The sequence below is a fragment of the Sorangium sp. So ce124 genome (assembly GCF_051525235.1).
GTDB lineage: Bacteria > Myxococcota_A > Polyangia > Polyangiales > Polyangiaceae > Sorangium > Sorangium atrum.
Window position 1 is genome coordinate 2,499,086 of record NZ_CP150312.1, and the last position, 14,216, is coordinate 2,513,301.

Annotated in this window: 14 protein-coding genes; 13 read left to right on the plus strand and 1 reads right to left on the minus strand. The window is 71.2% G+C overall.

Annotation, left to right across the window (positions count from 1 at the left end):
- Positions 1-202: 202 nt before the first annotated feature.
- The 3 genes from WMF19_RS09470 to WMF19_RS09480 all read left to right on the plus strand — a co-directional run bounded on the left by WMF19_RS09470 (position 203) and on the right by WMF19_RS09480 (position 1,706).
- Positions 203-727 carry a hypothetical protein gene (locus WMF19_RS09470; RefSeq protein ID WP_437898789.1) on the plus strand — a complete coding sequence of 175 codons (525 nt, stop codon included), beginning with the start codon at positions 203-205 and terminating at the stop codon, positions 725-727.
- Between the two features lie 65 nt (positions 728-792).
- Entirely contained in the window at positions 793-1,035 is a 243-nt protein-coding gene (locus tag WMF19_RS09475) for a hypothetical protein (RefSeq protein ID WP_437328426.1), read from the plus strand.
- Positions 1,036-1,037: 2 nt separating this feature from the next.
- Positions 1,038-1,706 carry a sigma-70 family RNA polymerase sigma factor gene (locus WMF19_RS09480; RefSeq protein WP_437328427.1) on the plus strand — a complete coding sequence of 223 codons (669 nt, stop codon included), beginning with the start codon at positions 1,038-1,040 and terminating at the stop codon, positions 1,704-1,706.
- Positions 1,707-1,742: 36 nt separating this feature from the next.
- On the opposite strand, the gene WMF19_RS09485 is transcribed toward WMF19_RS09480, so the two are convergent.
- Positions 1,743-2,162: a hypothetical protein gene (locus tag WMF19_RS09485; protein ID WP_437898790.1), complete on the minus strand. Its 420-nt coding sequence runs from the start codon at positions 2,160-2,162 to the stop codon at positions 1,743-1,745.
- A 199-nt stretch (positions 2,163-2,361) separates the two neighbouring features.
- Between WMF19_RS09485 and WMF19_RS09490 the strand changes: the two genes are divergently transcribed.
- From WMF19_RS09490 to WMF19_RS09535, 10 genes are all read left to right on the plus strand, one after another.
- Positions 2,362-3,126 (plus strand): SDR family oxidoreductase, encoded by a 765-nt coding sequence (locus tag WMF19_RS09490; RefSeq protein WP_437898791.1) that lies wholly within the window; start codon positions 2,362-2,364, stop codon positions 3,124-3,126.
- Positions 3,127-3,513: 387 nt separating this feature from the next.
- The gene (locus WMF19_RS09495) at positions 3,514-3,726 is read left to right on the plus strand and encodes a (2Fe-2S)-binding protein (RefSeq protein WP_437898792.1); all 213 of its coding nucleotides are present in this window, start codon (positions 3,514-3,516) and stop codon (positions 3,724-3,726) included.
- A 211-nt stretch (positions 3,727-3,937) separates the two neighbouring features.
- Complete coding sequence (gene bfr / locus WMF19_RS09500) at positions 3,938-4,408, plus strand: bacterioferritin (RefSeq protein ID WP_272101338.1); 471 nt, start codon at positions 3,938-3,940, stop codon at positions 4,406-4,408.
- Between the two features lie 211 nt (positions 4,409-4,619).
- A complete protein-coding gene (locus tag WMF19_RS09505; RefSeq protein ID WP_272101339.1) occupies positions 4,620-5,975 on the plus strand; it encodes a sigma-54-dependent transcriptional regulator in 1,356 nt (451 codons plus the stop codon).
- Positions 5,976-6,370: 395 nt separating this feature from the next.
- Positions 6,371-6,778: a response regulator gene (locus WMF19_RS09510; RefSeq protein ID WP_437328433.1), complete on the plus strand. Its 408-nt coding sequence runs from the start codon at positions 6,371-6,373 to the stop codon at positions 6,776-6,778.
- Positions 6,779-6,787: 9 nt separating this feature from the next.
- Entirely contained in the window at positions 6,788-7,912 is a 1,125-nt protein-coding gene (queA, locus tag WMF19_RS09515) for a tRNA preQ1(34) S-adenosylmethionine ribosyltransferase-isomerase QueA (protein ID WP_437328434.1), read from the plus strand.
- On the plus strand, positions 7,909-9,075 hold the full coding sequence (gene tgt / locus WMF19_RS09520; RefSeq protein ID WP_437898794.1) for a tRNA guanosine(34) transglycosylase Tgt: 1,167 nt from the start codon (positions 7,909-7,911) through the stop codon (positions 9,073-9,075). The genes queA and tgt overlap by 4 nt, the downstream gene beginning before the upstream one ends.
- Before the next feature lie 325 nt (positions 9,076-9,400).
- On the plus strand, positions 9,401-11,089 hold the full coding sequence (locus WMF19_RS09525; RefSeq protein ID WP_437898795.1) for a response regulator: 1,689 nt from the start codon (positions 9,401-9,403) through the stop codon (positions 11,087-11,089).
- Between the two features lie 71 nt (positions 11,090-11,160).
- Positions 11,161-13,311 (plus strand): GYF domain-containing protein, encoded by a 2,151-nt coding sequence (locus tag WMF19_RS09530; protein ID WP_437898796.1) that lies wholly within the window; start codon positions 11,161-11,163, stop codon positions 13,309-13,311.
- 97 nt (positions 13,312-13,408) lie between these two features.
- A complete protein-coding gene (locus tag WMF19_RS09535) occupies positions 13,409-13,813 on the plus strand; it encodes a cobalamin B12-binding domain-containing protein (protein WP_437328438.1) in 405 nt (134 codons plus the stop codon).
- Positions 13,814-14,216: the final 403 nt, after the last annotated feature.

Consider the following 14,216-nt stretch of genomic DNA (forward strand, 5'->3'; position numbering starts at 1 on the left):
GCTCCCGCCTCCGCACGGACAGGCGACATGGTCGGTGAGGCCGACCTGTCGTCACGGTGCGCCCTGCACGGAGCCTGCCAAGGCGGCCCGTGCACCCTCGCGGCAAGCGCGGCAGGCCGAGGGGTCGCTCGATCCGCCGCGCAGCGCCGAGCGCGCCCGGCGCGGCATGGACGCCCGGCGCGAGCCGATCAACCCTCGCTGCATGGGGAGAGCTCTTTTCTTGATCATGGTCACGGGTCTGCTGTCGACGTCGCTGCTCGGGTGCGGAGGTGCCTCGCCGCCTCCGATCGAGCAGCCCGAGCCTGCGCGGCCGGAGGAGCCGTCGCCGACGGCCGAGCCCACGAGCGATGCCGCCCAGGGCGCCGCGGCGCGGGAGGCAGACCCGGCGCCCGACGCGCCGGCGCCGGCGCCGCCGCGTCGCGACGACTCGGTGCCCGACGACTATGCGCTGATGCATGGCGACTGCGTGGAGCTCGGCAAGCGGCTCACGGTGCTCACGCGCTCGGATCAGGTCGCGGCGCTCAGCGCCAAGCTCACGGCGGAGCAGCGGGGCGAGACCGAGAAGAAGATCGACGCCGTCGCGGCCACGCTGGGGGAGCAGTACGCGCGGTCGTGCGAGCAGAACGTCGGCAAGAGCGTGGATCCGAGGTCGCTCAAGTGCGCGTTCGACGCGCGGACCGTCAGGGCGTTCGAGGCCTGCCTCAACGCCTCGCCGCCGGCCCAATGACGCCTCGGCGACGCGGCGAGCGGTGGATGACGGCGCGCTCTGTGGAGATATAATGGCCGTCACCCATGGACGCTTCGCTCCTCGATGACCCCTGGATCGCCGCTCAGGTCGACGCCGCCGTGGCGCCCTACGTGGGGCGCCTGCCCGCGCACGAGATCGCGTGGATGCGCGAGCAGCTCGCGGAGGTGCTCCTGCACGACGACGAGGCGAGCCGCCTCCTGCGGCGCGCACATCCGCGCGAGGTCGACGAGAGCGGCGAGCGGGCGTTCGGGGTGCTCGGCGCAGCGGGGCGCGCCAAGGCGGGATAGCGGTGCGCACTCCGGAAGACCGGCTGCTCGCCGAGGGGCTCGACCTGCTTCAGCTGGTCGCGAAGCGCATCGCGCGCCGTCTGGGCCGCCGCATCCCGGTGGAGGACCTCGTCGCGCTGGGGCACCCGGCGCTGCTCGAGATCGTGCGGACCCACGATCCGAGCCGATCCACCTTCGAGGCCTACGCCAAGAGGAAGCTCCGGTGGGCCATCTTCGACGGCGTCCGGAGGGAGACGCGCTGGCGTTCCGCGGCCGCGCGGGCCAGCGCGCTCGCTGCGTCGGCGCGCTTCGCCGAGGGGCGCGGGGCGGAGGACGACGCCGAAGCGCCTGCCACGCAGGAGGCCTACGCCGCGCGGCTCGGCGATCTGCTCGCAGGGCACGCGGCCGCGATGGCGCTCGGCCTGCTCTCGAGCCACGGGGACGTCGCTGCAGTCCCCGACGCCGCGGACGACCCGGAGGAGCGCGCCTCTCGCGCCGAGCTCGCGCAGGCCGTGCGTCACGCCGTGAGCGAGCTCCCGGAGCGCGAGCGCGCCCTCGTGGAGCGCCACTACTTCGACGACGAGCGCTTCGATCAGATCGCGCAGGATCTCGGGATCAGCAAGAGCTGGGCGAGCCGGTTGCACAGCCAGGCCATCGAGCGCCTGGGCGAGCTGCTCCGCACAGCGCGCTGAGGCGCGGGCGCTCGCCGCCCGCGCGGCGGATGCCGGTCAGCGCTGCCGGCTCTGGAGCGAGCGGAGATACGGGGCCCGCTCCTCGTCGCTGACCGGCTCGTTGCTGATCACCCGGTGGTCGCGCGGCAGGAAATACACGAGCCGGACCGTCATGTGGTCCTTCGCGACGGTCAGCTTCCCCCTGCGACGGAGCTCCGCGGCCTCCTCGAAGCTCTGCGCCTTCGGATCGTAGGCGATCATGTGCAGATCTGACCCGAACGGCGCGGGCAGCTCTTCCACCTCGACGATCTTGTAGATGCGGAGCCCTCCGCTCTGCTCGGCGGCTGCGACCACGGCGCCGATCACCAGATCCTTGCCCGTCGGATCGGAGGTCTCGGGCACCGGGGGAGTGCGGTCACATGCAGGCGCGAGCGTCAGGATGCCGGCGCACACGGCGGCGAGCGCGATCGACCTCATGGGCGCTGAATAACATCGATGCCACCCGGCGCAAGCGGCGGTTGCTCGGGTTGCCCGCGTCACGCGGGGCCCTGCACGCCGGGCGGGGGTCGCGGGCGTTGGTTGCGCGTTGCGACGTGGTCCGCCGCCTCGCGGCTGTGTCGTGGTAGACGGCGCGCTCGACACGGTGATCGGGAGCGATCCCTGGAGGAGTGCGATCATGCGACTCGAGGACACGAAGTTCGTCGTCACAGGTGCTGCCCAGGGGCTGGGTCGCCACTATGCGCTGCGGCTCGCGGAGCTCGGGGGCCAGGTCGCCGCCGGCGACATGAACGAGGAGGGGCTCGCGTCGCTCGTCGAGGCGAGCAGGGGGCTCGCCGGCAAGATCCACGCGCGGGCGGTCAACGTGGCGGTGGAGGTGGAGGTGGAGGCGTTCGTCCGCTTCGCGCACGAGGCGATGGGCGGCCTGAACGGCCTCGTGAACAACGCGGGCATCCTGCGGGACGGCCTGCTGGTCAAGAAGGACCGGCAGACGGGCGCGGTCGTCAAGCTGAGCGCGGCGCAGTGGCAGGCCGTCATCGATGTCAACCTGACGGGGGCCACGCTCATGGTCCGCGAGGTCGTCGCGAAGATGATCGAGACCGAGCAGAAGGGCGTCATCGTCAACATCAGCTCCATCGCGCGCCACGGCAACCGCGGCCAGTCGAGTTACACCGCCGCGAAGAGCGCGCTCGCGGCGAACACGAAGACCTGGGCGCTCGAGTTCGCGCCGTTCGGCATCCGCGTCGGCGCCGTTGCGCCCGGCATGATCGAGACGCCCATGACGCAGGGCATGCACCAGAAGGCGCGCGACGCCCTGGTCGCCATGATCCCTGTGGGCCGCATCGGCGTGCCCGAGGACATCTGGCAGGCCGTGCGCTTCGTGATCGAGTGCGAGTACTTCAACGGTCGCTGCATCGACGTCGACGGCGGCCTCACGATGTGACGCCTTCGCGCGGCCGATCGCTCCGCGGTGGGCGAGCGTTCGCGCCTCGCCTCCTCGCCCGCCAGCCCGCGCTCGCGCGGCGTCATCTTCCGCCGGTCTGACCGGCTGCATCCCTGCCCGATCCCTCTTCCCCGGTGCTCCTGCGGCGCTCGACTCACCGAGCGCTGCTCGGCGCGCTCGCGCGCTCGATCGGCCGAGCGCTGCTCGGCGCGCTCGCGCGCTCGATCGGCCGAGCGCGCGCTGGATCGAGCGCTTCTGGCTCGATCCAAGGCGATTTCGGACCACGCGCCGACTCGACAATCCGCCCAGGCGACATTCCCCTTGACGCTTCGATATTGAAAGCTATGTTCAATATCAATCCCACCCGTTCCGTAGCCGGGGTTCTGCATGTACGTCTGCCTCTGCATGGGCGTCTGTGATCGAGAGATTCGCGAAGCGATGAGTGAGGGCGCCTGCTCTGTTTCGCAGGTGATGGAGTGCACGGGCGCCGGTACGCGCTGTGGCTCCTGTCGGTCGACGATCGCCGAGCTTGTCGGCGAGCGCGACGGCGCCTCGACGCCGCGCCGCCTGGTGATTGCGCCGGTCTCCAGCGCAGCTTGATTCTCCGGACTGGCCGGCGACAGGCTGAACGCCTTGGTTTCCGTCGGGAGCGACGGCATCGCCGCCTGTTTCCTTAGAAACTTCTTGCGCACCTCCACGGACCTTGCGCATTTGTGCGGGGCGCTGGCGCTCCAGTCAGCGTCCCCCCGCCCAACAGGGGCGGGGCCAGCACGACAGGCATGAGCGCGAGCATGAGCGCGAGAGGGGTTCGATGAAGGGTGCAAAAGACGTCGTTGATGCGTTGAACGAGGTGCTTGCAGCAGAGCTCGTCGCGATCAACCAGTATTTTCTGCACGCGAAGATGTGCTCGCACTGGGGCTTCGTCACGCTCGCTGCGCGCGGGCGCGCCGAGTCGATCGACGAGATGAAGCACGCCGATGCGATCATCGAGCGCATCCTCTTCCTGGACGGGCTGCCCAACCTGCAGCGCCTGGACACCCTGCACATCGGGCAGAGCGTGCCGGAGCAGCTCAAGAGCGACCTCGATCTCGAGTACAACGCGGTCAAGCGGCTCAACTCCTCGATCGCGCTCTGCCGCGACAGGGGCGATCGCACCAGCGAGGAGCTCCTGGCCAGGATCCTCGAGTCCGAGGAGGAGCACATCGACTGGCTCGAGACACAAATCGGGCTGATCGAGAAGCTCGGCGAGACAGCCTACCTCGCCCAGCAGATCCGCGAGTAGGGGAGGGTGGGGGACGCCCCTCGCGCAGAGGGCATCCCTAGTGCACCCTTCTGGCGGCGGAGGTCGTGCTTGACGTACGATGCTATGGACGCATGTCCAAGGCGCCGCGGACGACCGTGCTCGCGCGCTTACGCGCCAGCGCGGCACGTCGGTCGTGATCGTCGCGCCGCCCTCGTTCCCCGGAGGAGGATGAGCGCGGCGGGGGAAATCCATGTCGAAGATTCTTGTCGTCGATGACCAGCGGAACATGCGGACCACGCTCGCGATGATGCTGCGTGGCGCCGGGTACGAGGTCGATGAAGCGGCGGACGGCAGCCAGGGCGCCGATCTGGGCGCCAAGGGGGCGTACGACGTCGTGCTCACCGACCTCCGGATGGGCGGCTTCGACGGGATCGGCGTCCTGCGCGCGGTGAAGGAGTCGAACGCGAACACGGAGGTCATCGTGATGACCGCGTACGGCACCATCGAGAGCGCGGTGGAGGCGATGCGGCTCGGCGCGTTCGACTACATCCAGAAGCCCTTCTCGGAGCAGGAGCTGCTCGTGAAGGCCGAGCGCGCGATCCAGAACCGCAAGCTCACCGGAGAGGTGCAGCTGCTCGCCAGCGAGTTCAAGGAGCGCTACCGGTTCGAGAACATCGTCGGCCGCTCGCAGGCGGTCCGCGAGGTGCTCGGCCGGATCGTCAAGGTCGCGCCGACCGACGCGACGGTGCTCATCACCGGCGAGAGCGGCACCGGCAAGGAGCTCGTCGCCAAGGCCATCCACGCCAACAGCAAGCGCGCCGACCGCCCGTTCGTGCCGGTGAACTGCGCCGCCATCAGCGAGACGCTCCTCGAGAGCGAGCTGTTCGGCCACGCGCGAGGCTCGTTCACGGGCGCGATCTCGGCGAGGAAAGGGCTGTTCGAGGAGGCCGACGGGGGCACGTTCTTCTTCGACGAGATCGCCGAGACCCCGCTCACCTTCCAGGCGAAGCTGCTCCGCGCGATCCAGGAGAACGAGATCCGGAGGGTAGGCGAGAACAAACCCATCAACGTCGACGTGCGCATCATCGCCGCGACGAACCAGGAGCTCCTGACCGCGGTATCGGAGAAGCGGTTCCGCCAGGACCTCTACTACCGGCTGAACGTCGCGCGCTTCGTGCTCCCGCCGCTCCGCTCGCGTCGCGAGGACATCCCGATCCTCTGGGAGTTCTTCCTGGAGAAGTACAACCGCAAGATGAGCTGCCGCGCCCGCGCCGCCGACGGCGTCGTCGAGGCGCTGACGCAGTACGACTTCCCCGGCAACATCCGCGAGCTCGAGAACATGGTCGAGCAAGCGGTGGCCCTCTCGGGCGGCGGCGTCATCAGCGTCGACGACGTGCTGCCCGCCGCGGTGCAGCCGAAGCGCGCGCCAGAAGCCGGCGGCAGGCTGCTCGCCGACGTCGTCGACTGCGCCGAGCGCCAGGCGATCGAGGCCGCGCTGCGGGAGTGCGACGGCAGCCGGGAACGCGCCGCCGAGGTGCTCGGGATCAGCGCGACCACGCTGTGGCGCAAGATGACCCGCCTGGCGATCACGTATCCCCCGGGCTGAAACGGCGCCGATCAGCCGAGCGCCTTCCATCGCCTGCCAGACGGGCTCAGCAGCCCGTTCCCATGGCACACAGCGACCTCTGGCGGACCGCGCTCGACGGGTCGTGCTCCCCCGGCACCGCGACATGCTGCCCGTCGAGCTCAGCCTGCATTCCTCCGTTCGGGTCGTAGGGAAGCGGCCTCTCGATCGGAGCAAACCACCTGACTCAGCAGCAAATCGGGGGAGCTAGCCTACGCGAGATTGCATCTTTGCAATGATGCAGGGTCGGGATTTGCCTTAGTGCAATGAGGCGCCTGATGTAGACTGTGCTCTTCTGTTTCACTTTAGCGTCGGCAACCGCAACGCGTCGATTCGGGAACTTGGCCCGATGATTGCTAGACAGATAGGCGTATTGAATGGCGGCGATCGCCGCAGGAGGACGCTTAATGGCCCGCATGCTGATCGTGGACGGTGAGAATTCCCAGCGTCGCGCTCTTTCGGCAGGGCTAAGCGTCGAGGGGTTCGAGGTCGTGTTCGCCGCCTCGTTCCAGGATGCGCTGTTCACCCTCGGCTCGTCTCCGGTCGACGTGGCGATGATCGACCTGATGATGCCGGACCTGAACGGCCTCGAGCTGGCGCGGCACATCCGGCATGCGTTCCCGAGGGTGCGGGTCGTGCTCTCCAGCGCCTATCACCTCTCCGCGCGCCAGGTCGAGCGCGCCGACTGCGGCGCGGTGGCCTTCGTCCCCAAGCCTTATCAGGTGGGCGAGATCTGTCGCTTCCTCCGCGCCAAGACGAACGTGCTCACGCCCGCGTCGTGCTAGTAGCGCGGCGTGCGCTGCGAGCTGCTCGACTACGAACTCCCTGAAGCGCTGATCGCTTCGCGGCCCCCCGAGGAGCGCGACGGAGCGAGGCTCCTCCTCATCGATCGCGGCCGCGGAGCGGGCGAGGTCGAGCACGCGGCGATCCGCGATCTCGACCGGTACATCGAGCGCGGCGCGCTCGTCATCGTCAACGACACGAAGGTCGTCCCCGCTCGTCTGTTCGGGAGGAAGCGCGGCACAGGCGGGCAGATCGAGCTCTTCCTGCTGCACCGGCTGGACGGGGCCCCGGCCGGCGCGGAGGACCTCGGCGGAGGGCCGCAGGAGAGCGCGCCGCGGTCCGAGCGCTGGCGAGCGATGGGGCGCGCCTCCAAGCCGATACGCCCGGGATCGGTGCTCGATCTCGAGCGCGACGGCGCGCTTGTCGCGGAGGTGCTGGAGCGCGCCGAGGACGGCGTGCTCACGGTGCAGCTCTCGTCGCCCGCGGGGCTGTCCGTCGCCGCTGCGATCGACGCCTACGGGCACGTCCCGCTCCCGCCCTACCTCGGGCGCGGCGACGACGCGTCCGATCGCGAGCGGTACCAGACCATCTTCGCCCGGGTCCCAGGGGCGGTCGCCGCGCCCACGGCGGGCCTCCACCTCTCGCCCGGCCTCGTCGAGCGGCTGCGCGCGAACGGGGTCGAGATCGCGAGCGTCACGCTGCACGTCGGCCTCGGTACGTTCCAGCCGGTCACGGTCGACGATCTCGACCTGCACCCGATGCACGCGGAGGTCTACTCGATCCCGGACGCGACCGCGGGCGCGATCGCGGCGGCGCGCGATCGCGGCGCGCCGGTGATCGCGATCGGCACCACCGTGGTGCGCGCGCTCGAGTCGGCCGCCGATCCGGCCCGCGCAGGCCTCGTGCGGGCGCAGTCCGGGGAGACGCGCCTCCTCATCCAGCCGGGCTATCGGTTCCGCGTCGTCGACGCCCTGCTGACCAACTTCCACCTGCCGCGCTCGACGCTGCTCGCGCTGGTGTTCGCCTTCGCCGGTCGCGAGCGCACGCTCCTCGCGTACCGCGCGGCGATCGACGCCGGCTACCGCTTCTATTCGTATGGTGACGCCATGCTGATCCGCGGGGTGGACGCGCCATGAGCCGGACGCCTGGTTTCTCCTTCTCCGAGCTCGCGAGGGACGGGCATGCCCGGACGGGCGTGCTCTCCACGCCGCACGGCGACGTGCTGACCCCGACGTTCATGCCGGTCGGCACCCAGGGCAGCGTGAAGACGTTGACCCCCGCCGAGGTGGCCGCGACCGGCGCGAGGATCGTCCTCGGCAACACGTACCACCTGTGGCTCCGCCCTGGCCCCGAGCTCGTCGCGCACCTCGGCGGTCTGCACGCGTTCACCCGCTGGCCGCACGCGATGCTCACGGACTCCGGGGGCTTCCAGGCCTTCTCGCTCGCCGAGCGGCGCACCCTCATCGAGGACGGCTTCGTGTTCCGATCGCACCTCGACGGCGCCCGCAAGACGCTCACGCCCGAGGTCGCGATGGAGGTGCAGGGGCTGCTCGGGGCCGACATCGCGATGCAGCTCGACGTGTGCCCGCCGGGCGGCGCGCCGCGCCCAGAGGTCGAGGAGGCGTGTCGCCTGACGACGCGCTGGGGGAAGCGCTGCCTCGCCGCGAAGCGCCCGAGCCAGGCGCTCTTCGGCATCGTGCAGGGCGGCACCTCGGTCGCGCTGCGCATGGCGCACGCCGATGAGCTCGGCGCGTTGCCGTTCGACGGGCTCGCCCTGGGCGGCTTCTCCGTGGGCGAGCCGATCGCGATGATGCACGAGGTGGTCGCGCAGATCGCGCCGCACCTCGACCCGACGCGCCCCCGGTACCTCATGGGCGTGGGGACGCCGCTCGACCTCGTGCACGCCATCGGCGCCGGGGTCGACATGTTCGACTGCGTGCTCCCCACCCGGAACGCGCGGAACGGGCAGGCGCTCACGCAGCACGGCAAGATCGTCATCAAGCAGGCCCGCTACAAAGAGGATCGTTCGCCGCTCGATCCGACCTGCGCTTGCCCGACCTGCGCCGGCGGATACAGCCGCGCGTACCTGAGGCACCTCTACATGGCCGGCGAGATCCTGGTGCTGCGCCTGCTGACGGAGCACAACCTCCACCTCTATGGCCGCCTGATGCGAGAGGCGCGCGCGGCGATCGCCGAGGGGAGGTACGCGGCGTTCGCGCGCGCGTGGATCGGCGCGAGCGACGCCGGCAAGGCGAACGGCGCGAACGATACAGCGGACACGACCGAGTCGACGGAGTGACCCTACATCGTCGCCATGGCCGCTTCGATGCGTTCACGGAGCGGGCGCAGAGGGCGCCGTCGCGCCGCGGGCGCATCGCCTGCGCTGCCGGGAGGGTTCCGGAGTAACATGGGCGGATGGTGAGCTCTCGCCACTGGCGCCGGGACGCGCGCTCGGATCCGCGCGCATCGGGCGGCGTTCTGGCCGCGCTCGACCCGGCCGTATGCCCGAGCCGCCGGCGCACGGGCCCGAGCCGGTCGTGTCGGTCGGACGGCCGCCCTTGCGCGCGGGTCGCGTGCTTGCCCGCGCATTCCTCGTCCATTAGCCTTCGAACTCGGCCCGCGGAATGACGCAAGACGCCAACAAGAAGCCGCTCGGACGCATCCTCCTGCAGCAGAGGGCGGTCACCCAGCCCCAGCTCGAACAGGCGCTCCTCGAGGCGCGCGCGAAGGGGGTGCCCCTCGCCACGAACCTCATCGAGAGCGGCACCGTCTCCGAGGTCGCTGCGCTGAAGGCCCTCTCCGAGCAGAGCGGCGTTCCTGGCATCGATCTCAACCAGGTCTGCATCAAGCTGAGCGACCTCTCCATCCTCCCCCGCGAGATCGCCGCCAAGCACAAGCTCCTTCCCGTGCTCGTGCGCGAGGATCGCATCCTCGTGGCGATGGCCGCGCCCGCCGACAAGAAGGTCATCGACGAGCTCGAGTTCGTGACCGGCAAGCGCGTCTTCCCGTACATCGCGCTCGCGGGCCCCCTCGTGCGGACCATCGCGGCCGCCTACGACATGAAGGAGCAGGGCGAGCCGTTCTACGTGGGCGCCAAGTGCCCGCCCGAGGTGCTGAAGCGGGCCGGGCTCGGCTCCTCCACGTCGTCCGCCTCCGAGGCGCCGCCCGCGCCCCCGCCCGCCCCTGCACAGCCTTCGCAGCCTGCGCCGCGCCGGCCTGCGTCCGCCGTGCCCCCGGCGACGGCGGCCCAGGCCCCGGCGGCCCAGGCCCCTGCGGCGCCTGCTCCCAGCGCCGCCCCGCCGCCGCGGCCCGCGCCGGAGCGCCCGCGTGACGACGCGGAGATCTCGTTCGCCGATCTCACCGACGAGCCGAGTCCGCCTGCTGCCACGTCGCCGGCCCGCCTCTCCTCGGCGGGGCCGCCGCTCGTCGTCGACGACGCCATGCGGAGGGCGGCGGCGGCCGACGAGCTCACGGACACGGATTTCGGCACCGCAGACCGCGATCTGTCCGTCGTCGAGTCGCTCCCGGGCGCAGGCAAGGCGCCGCAGGGCGATCAGACGACGATCCTGGTCGTCGACGACGAGCCGGAGATCCGGAAGCTGCTCCGTCGCATCTTCGAGGAGCGCGGGTACCGCGTGGAGGAGGCCGATCGCGGGCTCCTCGCGCTGCGCATGGTCAAGGAGAATCCGCCCGACGTGATGATCCTCGACGCCATGCTGCCGGAGGTGCACGGCTTCGACATCGCCCGCCGCATGAAGGGCACCCAGCGCTACGGCCACATCCCGATCATCATGATCTCGGCCGTCTACCGCGGGTGGCGGTTCGCGGAGGACCTGAAGTCGAGCTACGGCGTCGAGGCTTACATCGAGAAGCCCTTCCGCGTCGCCGATGTCGTCGCCGCCGTCGAGAACGCGCTCCAGGCGCGCTCGATCCGCGGCGATCAGGACCGGATCTCGGCGGAGGCGGAGCGCCTCCTCGCCGCGGGGATCGCGGCGTATCGCGCGGGCGATTTCGACAAGGCCGTGCGGCACCTGCGCGAGGGCACGGCGATCGACCCGCTCGCCTACCGCCTGCACTTCCACCTCGGCCTGCTCTACGGCAAGCAGGGGCAGCTCTACGACGCCATCCAGGAGCTGGAGACGGCGCTGCACATCAACGGCAAGCACTTCCCCGCGCTGAAGAACCTCGCCGTGCTCTATCAGAAGGCCGGGTTCCGCAACAAAGCCATCGAGACCTGGGAGCGCGCGCTGGGCGTCGCCCCCGATGACCCGACGCGGCAATCGATCAAGGAGCACTTGCTCGGGCTGCTCTGACCGCCTACCCCATGTCGTCTGGGGCCAAGCTGTCGTAGACTGCGCCATTCCACCGGCAGGCGCGTCCCTGGATGAAATTCATCTGCGATAACTGCAAGGCCAAGTACCAGATCGGTGACGAGAAGGTCGCCGGCAAGATGGTGCGGATGCAGTGCCGGCGTTGCGGGCACCTCATTCAGGTCAGCGCGAGCGTCACCGAGAGCTCCGTCGCGCGTGCTCTCCCTGTCGAGCCGCCGCGCGAGGCGGGCGACGATGCGCACGTCGCCCCTCCGAGCGACGAGGCGCCGGCGGCGGACGCGGGGGCAGCGAGCCCGTTGAAGCCGCCACCGGCTTCTTCGCTGGGCCAGGGCGCCGCGCCGGTGCCGCCCCGGCCGACATCCCAGGCCCTGCCGCGCCCGGCGGGCGCTCCTCGACCTCCGGTCGCGCCGCGCGCCGTCCCCGGACCGGCGTCGAGCCCGCGTCCGGCGACCGCGCCGCAGGCGGCCCCTGCGGCCCGGGCCGTGCCGCCGGCGCCCGCAGCGGCGGCGCGTTCCCCTGCGCCTGCCGCCAGGGCGGCGGAGCCCGCGCCCCCGGCGGGGGCCGCCGGCGCGTTCACGCGCGCGATGTCCAACGACCGCCCGCTCGGGAAGGCGCCGGCCGTGCGCGCCACGGCGAGCGAGGACTGGTACGTCGGGGTCGGCGGCGTCCCGCTCGGTCCGGTACGCCTCTCGGTCATTCGCGACAAGGCGCTTGCCGGCGCGGTGGACGGCGAATCGCTCGTCTGGCGCGAGGGCTTCGATGAGTGGCTGCCCCTCAAGAACTTCCCGGAGCTGCTCGAGATCGTCACGCAGGCTCAGTCCACCCGCCTGTCTCCGCCCGCGCGCCGCATCAGCACCACGGGCTCCTCTGTCGGTCAGCCGCAGGCGTCTCCGTCGGCGAAGGCGCCCTCCTCGTCGAGGATCCCTGCGCTCGCAGGGGCCGCGCCCGCGCGCCCGGCGACACGTGAGCCGGAGCCTCCTGGCCTGAACGAGCAGGCCCCGGCCATCGCCGCCTTCACCGCGGCGGGGACGCCCGGTGCATCGACCCCGCTGCCCGCGCCGGTCGCGTCAGCTACGTCCGTTGCGTCCGTTGCGTCCGTTGCGCGCGTCACGCCGGGGGTGGTGCCAGCAGCGAGCGCGCCGGCCGCATGGCCAGGCGCCGTGCGGACCCACGCCGCGGGCGCTGCGCCGGTGGAGGTGCTCGCCGATCCCTTCGCGGCCGATCGAACGGCCCCCGTCGCGTTCGCGCCCGGACCCGAGCTGCCCGCGTCCGCCTCGACCGAGCTCGCTCGTGGGGCCGGCGGCCTGGCCGCCGGTGGGGCGCCCTCTGCGGCGGCGCCCGCGGGCGGCCTGGCCGCTGGGGTAGCGCGCTCTGCGACGGCGCCGGCAGGCGGAAGGTTGACCGCCGGGGCCTCGTCCGCCGCGCCGGCAGGGGCCCTCTCCGCGGCGGAGCCCGCACCACTGGTGGCCACGCCTGGCAGCCTGGTGGAGACGGTCGCGCCAAGGCGGCGCTCGGGCATGAGCCCGCTCGCTTACGCCTTCATCGCCATGGCAGCGGCGTTCGGTGGCGTCTCCGCGTTCGTCCTCCTCTCCCCGAAGCCGCAGCCCGTGCAGGTCGTGACAGCCCCCCCACCGCAGAGCCAGCCGGCGGATTTGCCCACGGCGGCCCCGCCGCCACCGCCGGGCGTCGAGCCGGACGCGCCTGCGCCAGCCGAGACGGCCTCCGCCCGTCCAGAGGTCGCTTCGACGGGCAAGGCGGGCGGCGTCGCGAGCCAGCGCCCTCCTCCGGACAAGCCAGCCGCGCCGCCGGCCTCTGCCTCTGCCCAGTTCGACCGGTCCGGGTTCGGCGCTGGGGTCCCCGGCCCCTCGTCAGGACCGGGGAGCCAGGGGGCCGGTGCCGGCTTGAGCCCGCTTTCCCAGGGGGAGATCTCCGGCGTGGTCGAGTCGAACCGCCCCAGCGTCCGGCGCCACTGCTGGCAGCCCGCCCTCGACGCGCGCGCCAGCAACGCGGCCAGCACCGCGAGGGTCTCCGCTTCGGTGGTCATCGCCGCCTCGGGCGCCGTCCAGTCCGTCTCGGCCGGCGGGTCGGAGAAGGATTACCCCGGCCTGTCGAGCTGTATCGCCTCCCGGATCAAGTCCTGGCGGTTCCCTCCTTCCTCGGGTTCCACCCCCGTGACCATTCCGTTCGTCTTCGCCGCGCAGTAGCGCCCGCTGCTCGGCAGGGACACACCCGCGGAGCGAAGGCCGCTCGAGCGGGCGCTTGGCTTTACGTCTGCCCAGGCAGACGGTAATCGACGCGCTCATGGCAGAGCGCAAAGTCCGAATCCTCGTGGCGAAGCCCGGCCTGGACGGCCACGACCGCGGCGCCAAGGTGGTCGCCAGGGCACTCCGCGATGCGGGGTTCGAGGTGGTCTACACGGGCCTGCACCAGACCCCCGACATGATCGCCTCCGCCGCCGTGCAGGAGGACGTCGACGCCGTGGGCCTGTCGATCATGTCCGGAGCGCACAACACCCTCTTCCCCGCGGTTATCGAAGCGCTCCGCAACCACGGGGCCGAGGACATCGTGGTGTTCGGTGGGGGCATCATCCCGGATGAGGACATCGCGCGGCTCCAGCACGCCGGCGTGAAGGGCGTCTTCACCCCCGGGACCACCCTCAAGAGCATCGTGGAGTGGGTCCAGACCAACGTGACCCCCCACAGCTGACCGCCGCCGCGTCGATCCTCCCCACTCTCCCCCACCGCGCTCCTCCCGCCGGGCCACCACGGTCGGGCCACCGCGCTCCTCCTCACCAGGCCACCGCGCTCCTCCCCACCGGGCTTCCCCCCGGCAAAGGGTTCGCTGAGCCCGTCCGATAACCCGGATACGCACCCGCTCGTCCGGCTGCGAATCGACGTGCTCAACCGCGGCGATCCGCCTTGCCTGCTTTCCGTCTTGCCAGCGTCCGCCGGACGCGTTCCAGCCCACCTCCCAGCGGCTCCCCACTTCCTCCCACGGACCTGCTCGGGGACCATTTGTCGATAAATCACGCTGTTTTGTGGGGTGCGACTTTGAGGGTTCGTGTCCTACATAGGTGGTGGATGAGGTCCAGAAATCTCCCAAACTGTTG

What these genes read in the sequence shown, in the direction of transcription:
- WMF19_RS09470 (WP_437898789.1), top strand. Translation starts at nt 203, where the DNA reads ATGGGGAGAGCTCTTTTCTTGATCATGGTCACGGGTCTGCTGTCGACG.
- WMF19_RS09475 (WP_437328426.1), top strand. Translation starts at nt 793, where the DNA reads ATGGACGCTTCGCTCCTCGATGACCCCTGGATCGCCGCTCAGGTCGAC.
- WMF19_RS09485 (WP_437898790.1), bottom strand. Translation starts at nt 2,162, where the DNA reads ATGAGGTCGATCGCGCTCGCCGCCGTGTGCGCCGGCATCCTGACGCTC.
- WMF19_RS09490 (WP_437898791.1), top strand. Translation starts at nt 2,362, where the DNA reads ATGCGACTCGAGGACACGAAGTTCGTCGTCACAGGTGCTGCCCAGGGG.
- WMF19_RS09495 (WP_437898792.1), top strand. Translation starts at nt 3,514, where the DNA reads ATGTACGTCTGCCTCTGCATGGGCGTCTGTGATCGAGAGATTCGCGAA.
- bfr (WP_272101338.1), top strand. Translation starts at nt 3,938, where the DNA reads ATGAAGGGTGCAAAAGACGTCGTTGATGCGTTGAACGAGGTGCTTGCA.
- WMF19_RS09505 (WP_272101339.1), top strand. Translation starts at nt 4,620, where the DNA reads ATGTCGAAGATTCTTGTCGTCGATGACCAGCGGAACATGCGGACCACG.
- WMF19_RS09510 (WP_437328433.1), top strand. Translation starts at nt 6,371, where the DNA reads ATGGCGGCGATCGCCGCAGGAGGACGCTTAATGGCCCGCATGCTGATC.
- tgt (WP_437898794.1), top strand. Translation starts at nt 7,909, where the DNA reads ATGAGCCGGACGCCTGGTTTCTCCTTCTCCGAGCTCGCGAGGGACGGG.
- WMF19_RS09525 (WP_437898795.1), top strand. Translation starts at nt 9,401, where the DNA reads ATGACGCAAGACGCCAACAAGAAGCCGCTCGGACGCATCCTCCTGCAG.
- WMF19_RS09530 (WP_437898796.1), top strand. Translation starts at nt 11,161, where the DNA reads ATGAAATTCATCTGCGATAACTGCAAGGCCAAGTACCAGATCGGTGAC.
- WMF19_RS09535 (WP_437328438.1), top strand. Translation starts at nt 13,409, where the DNA reads ATGGCAGAGCGCAAAGTCCGAATCCTCGTGGCGAAGCCCGGCCTGGAC.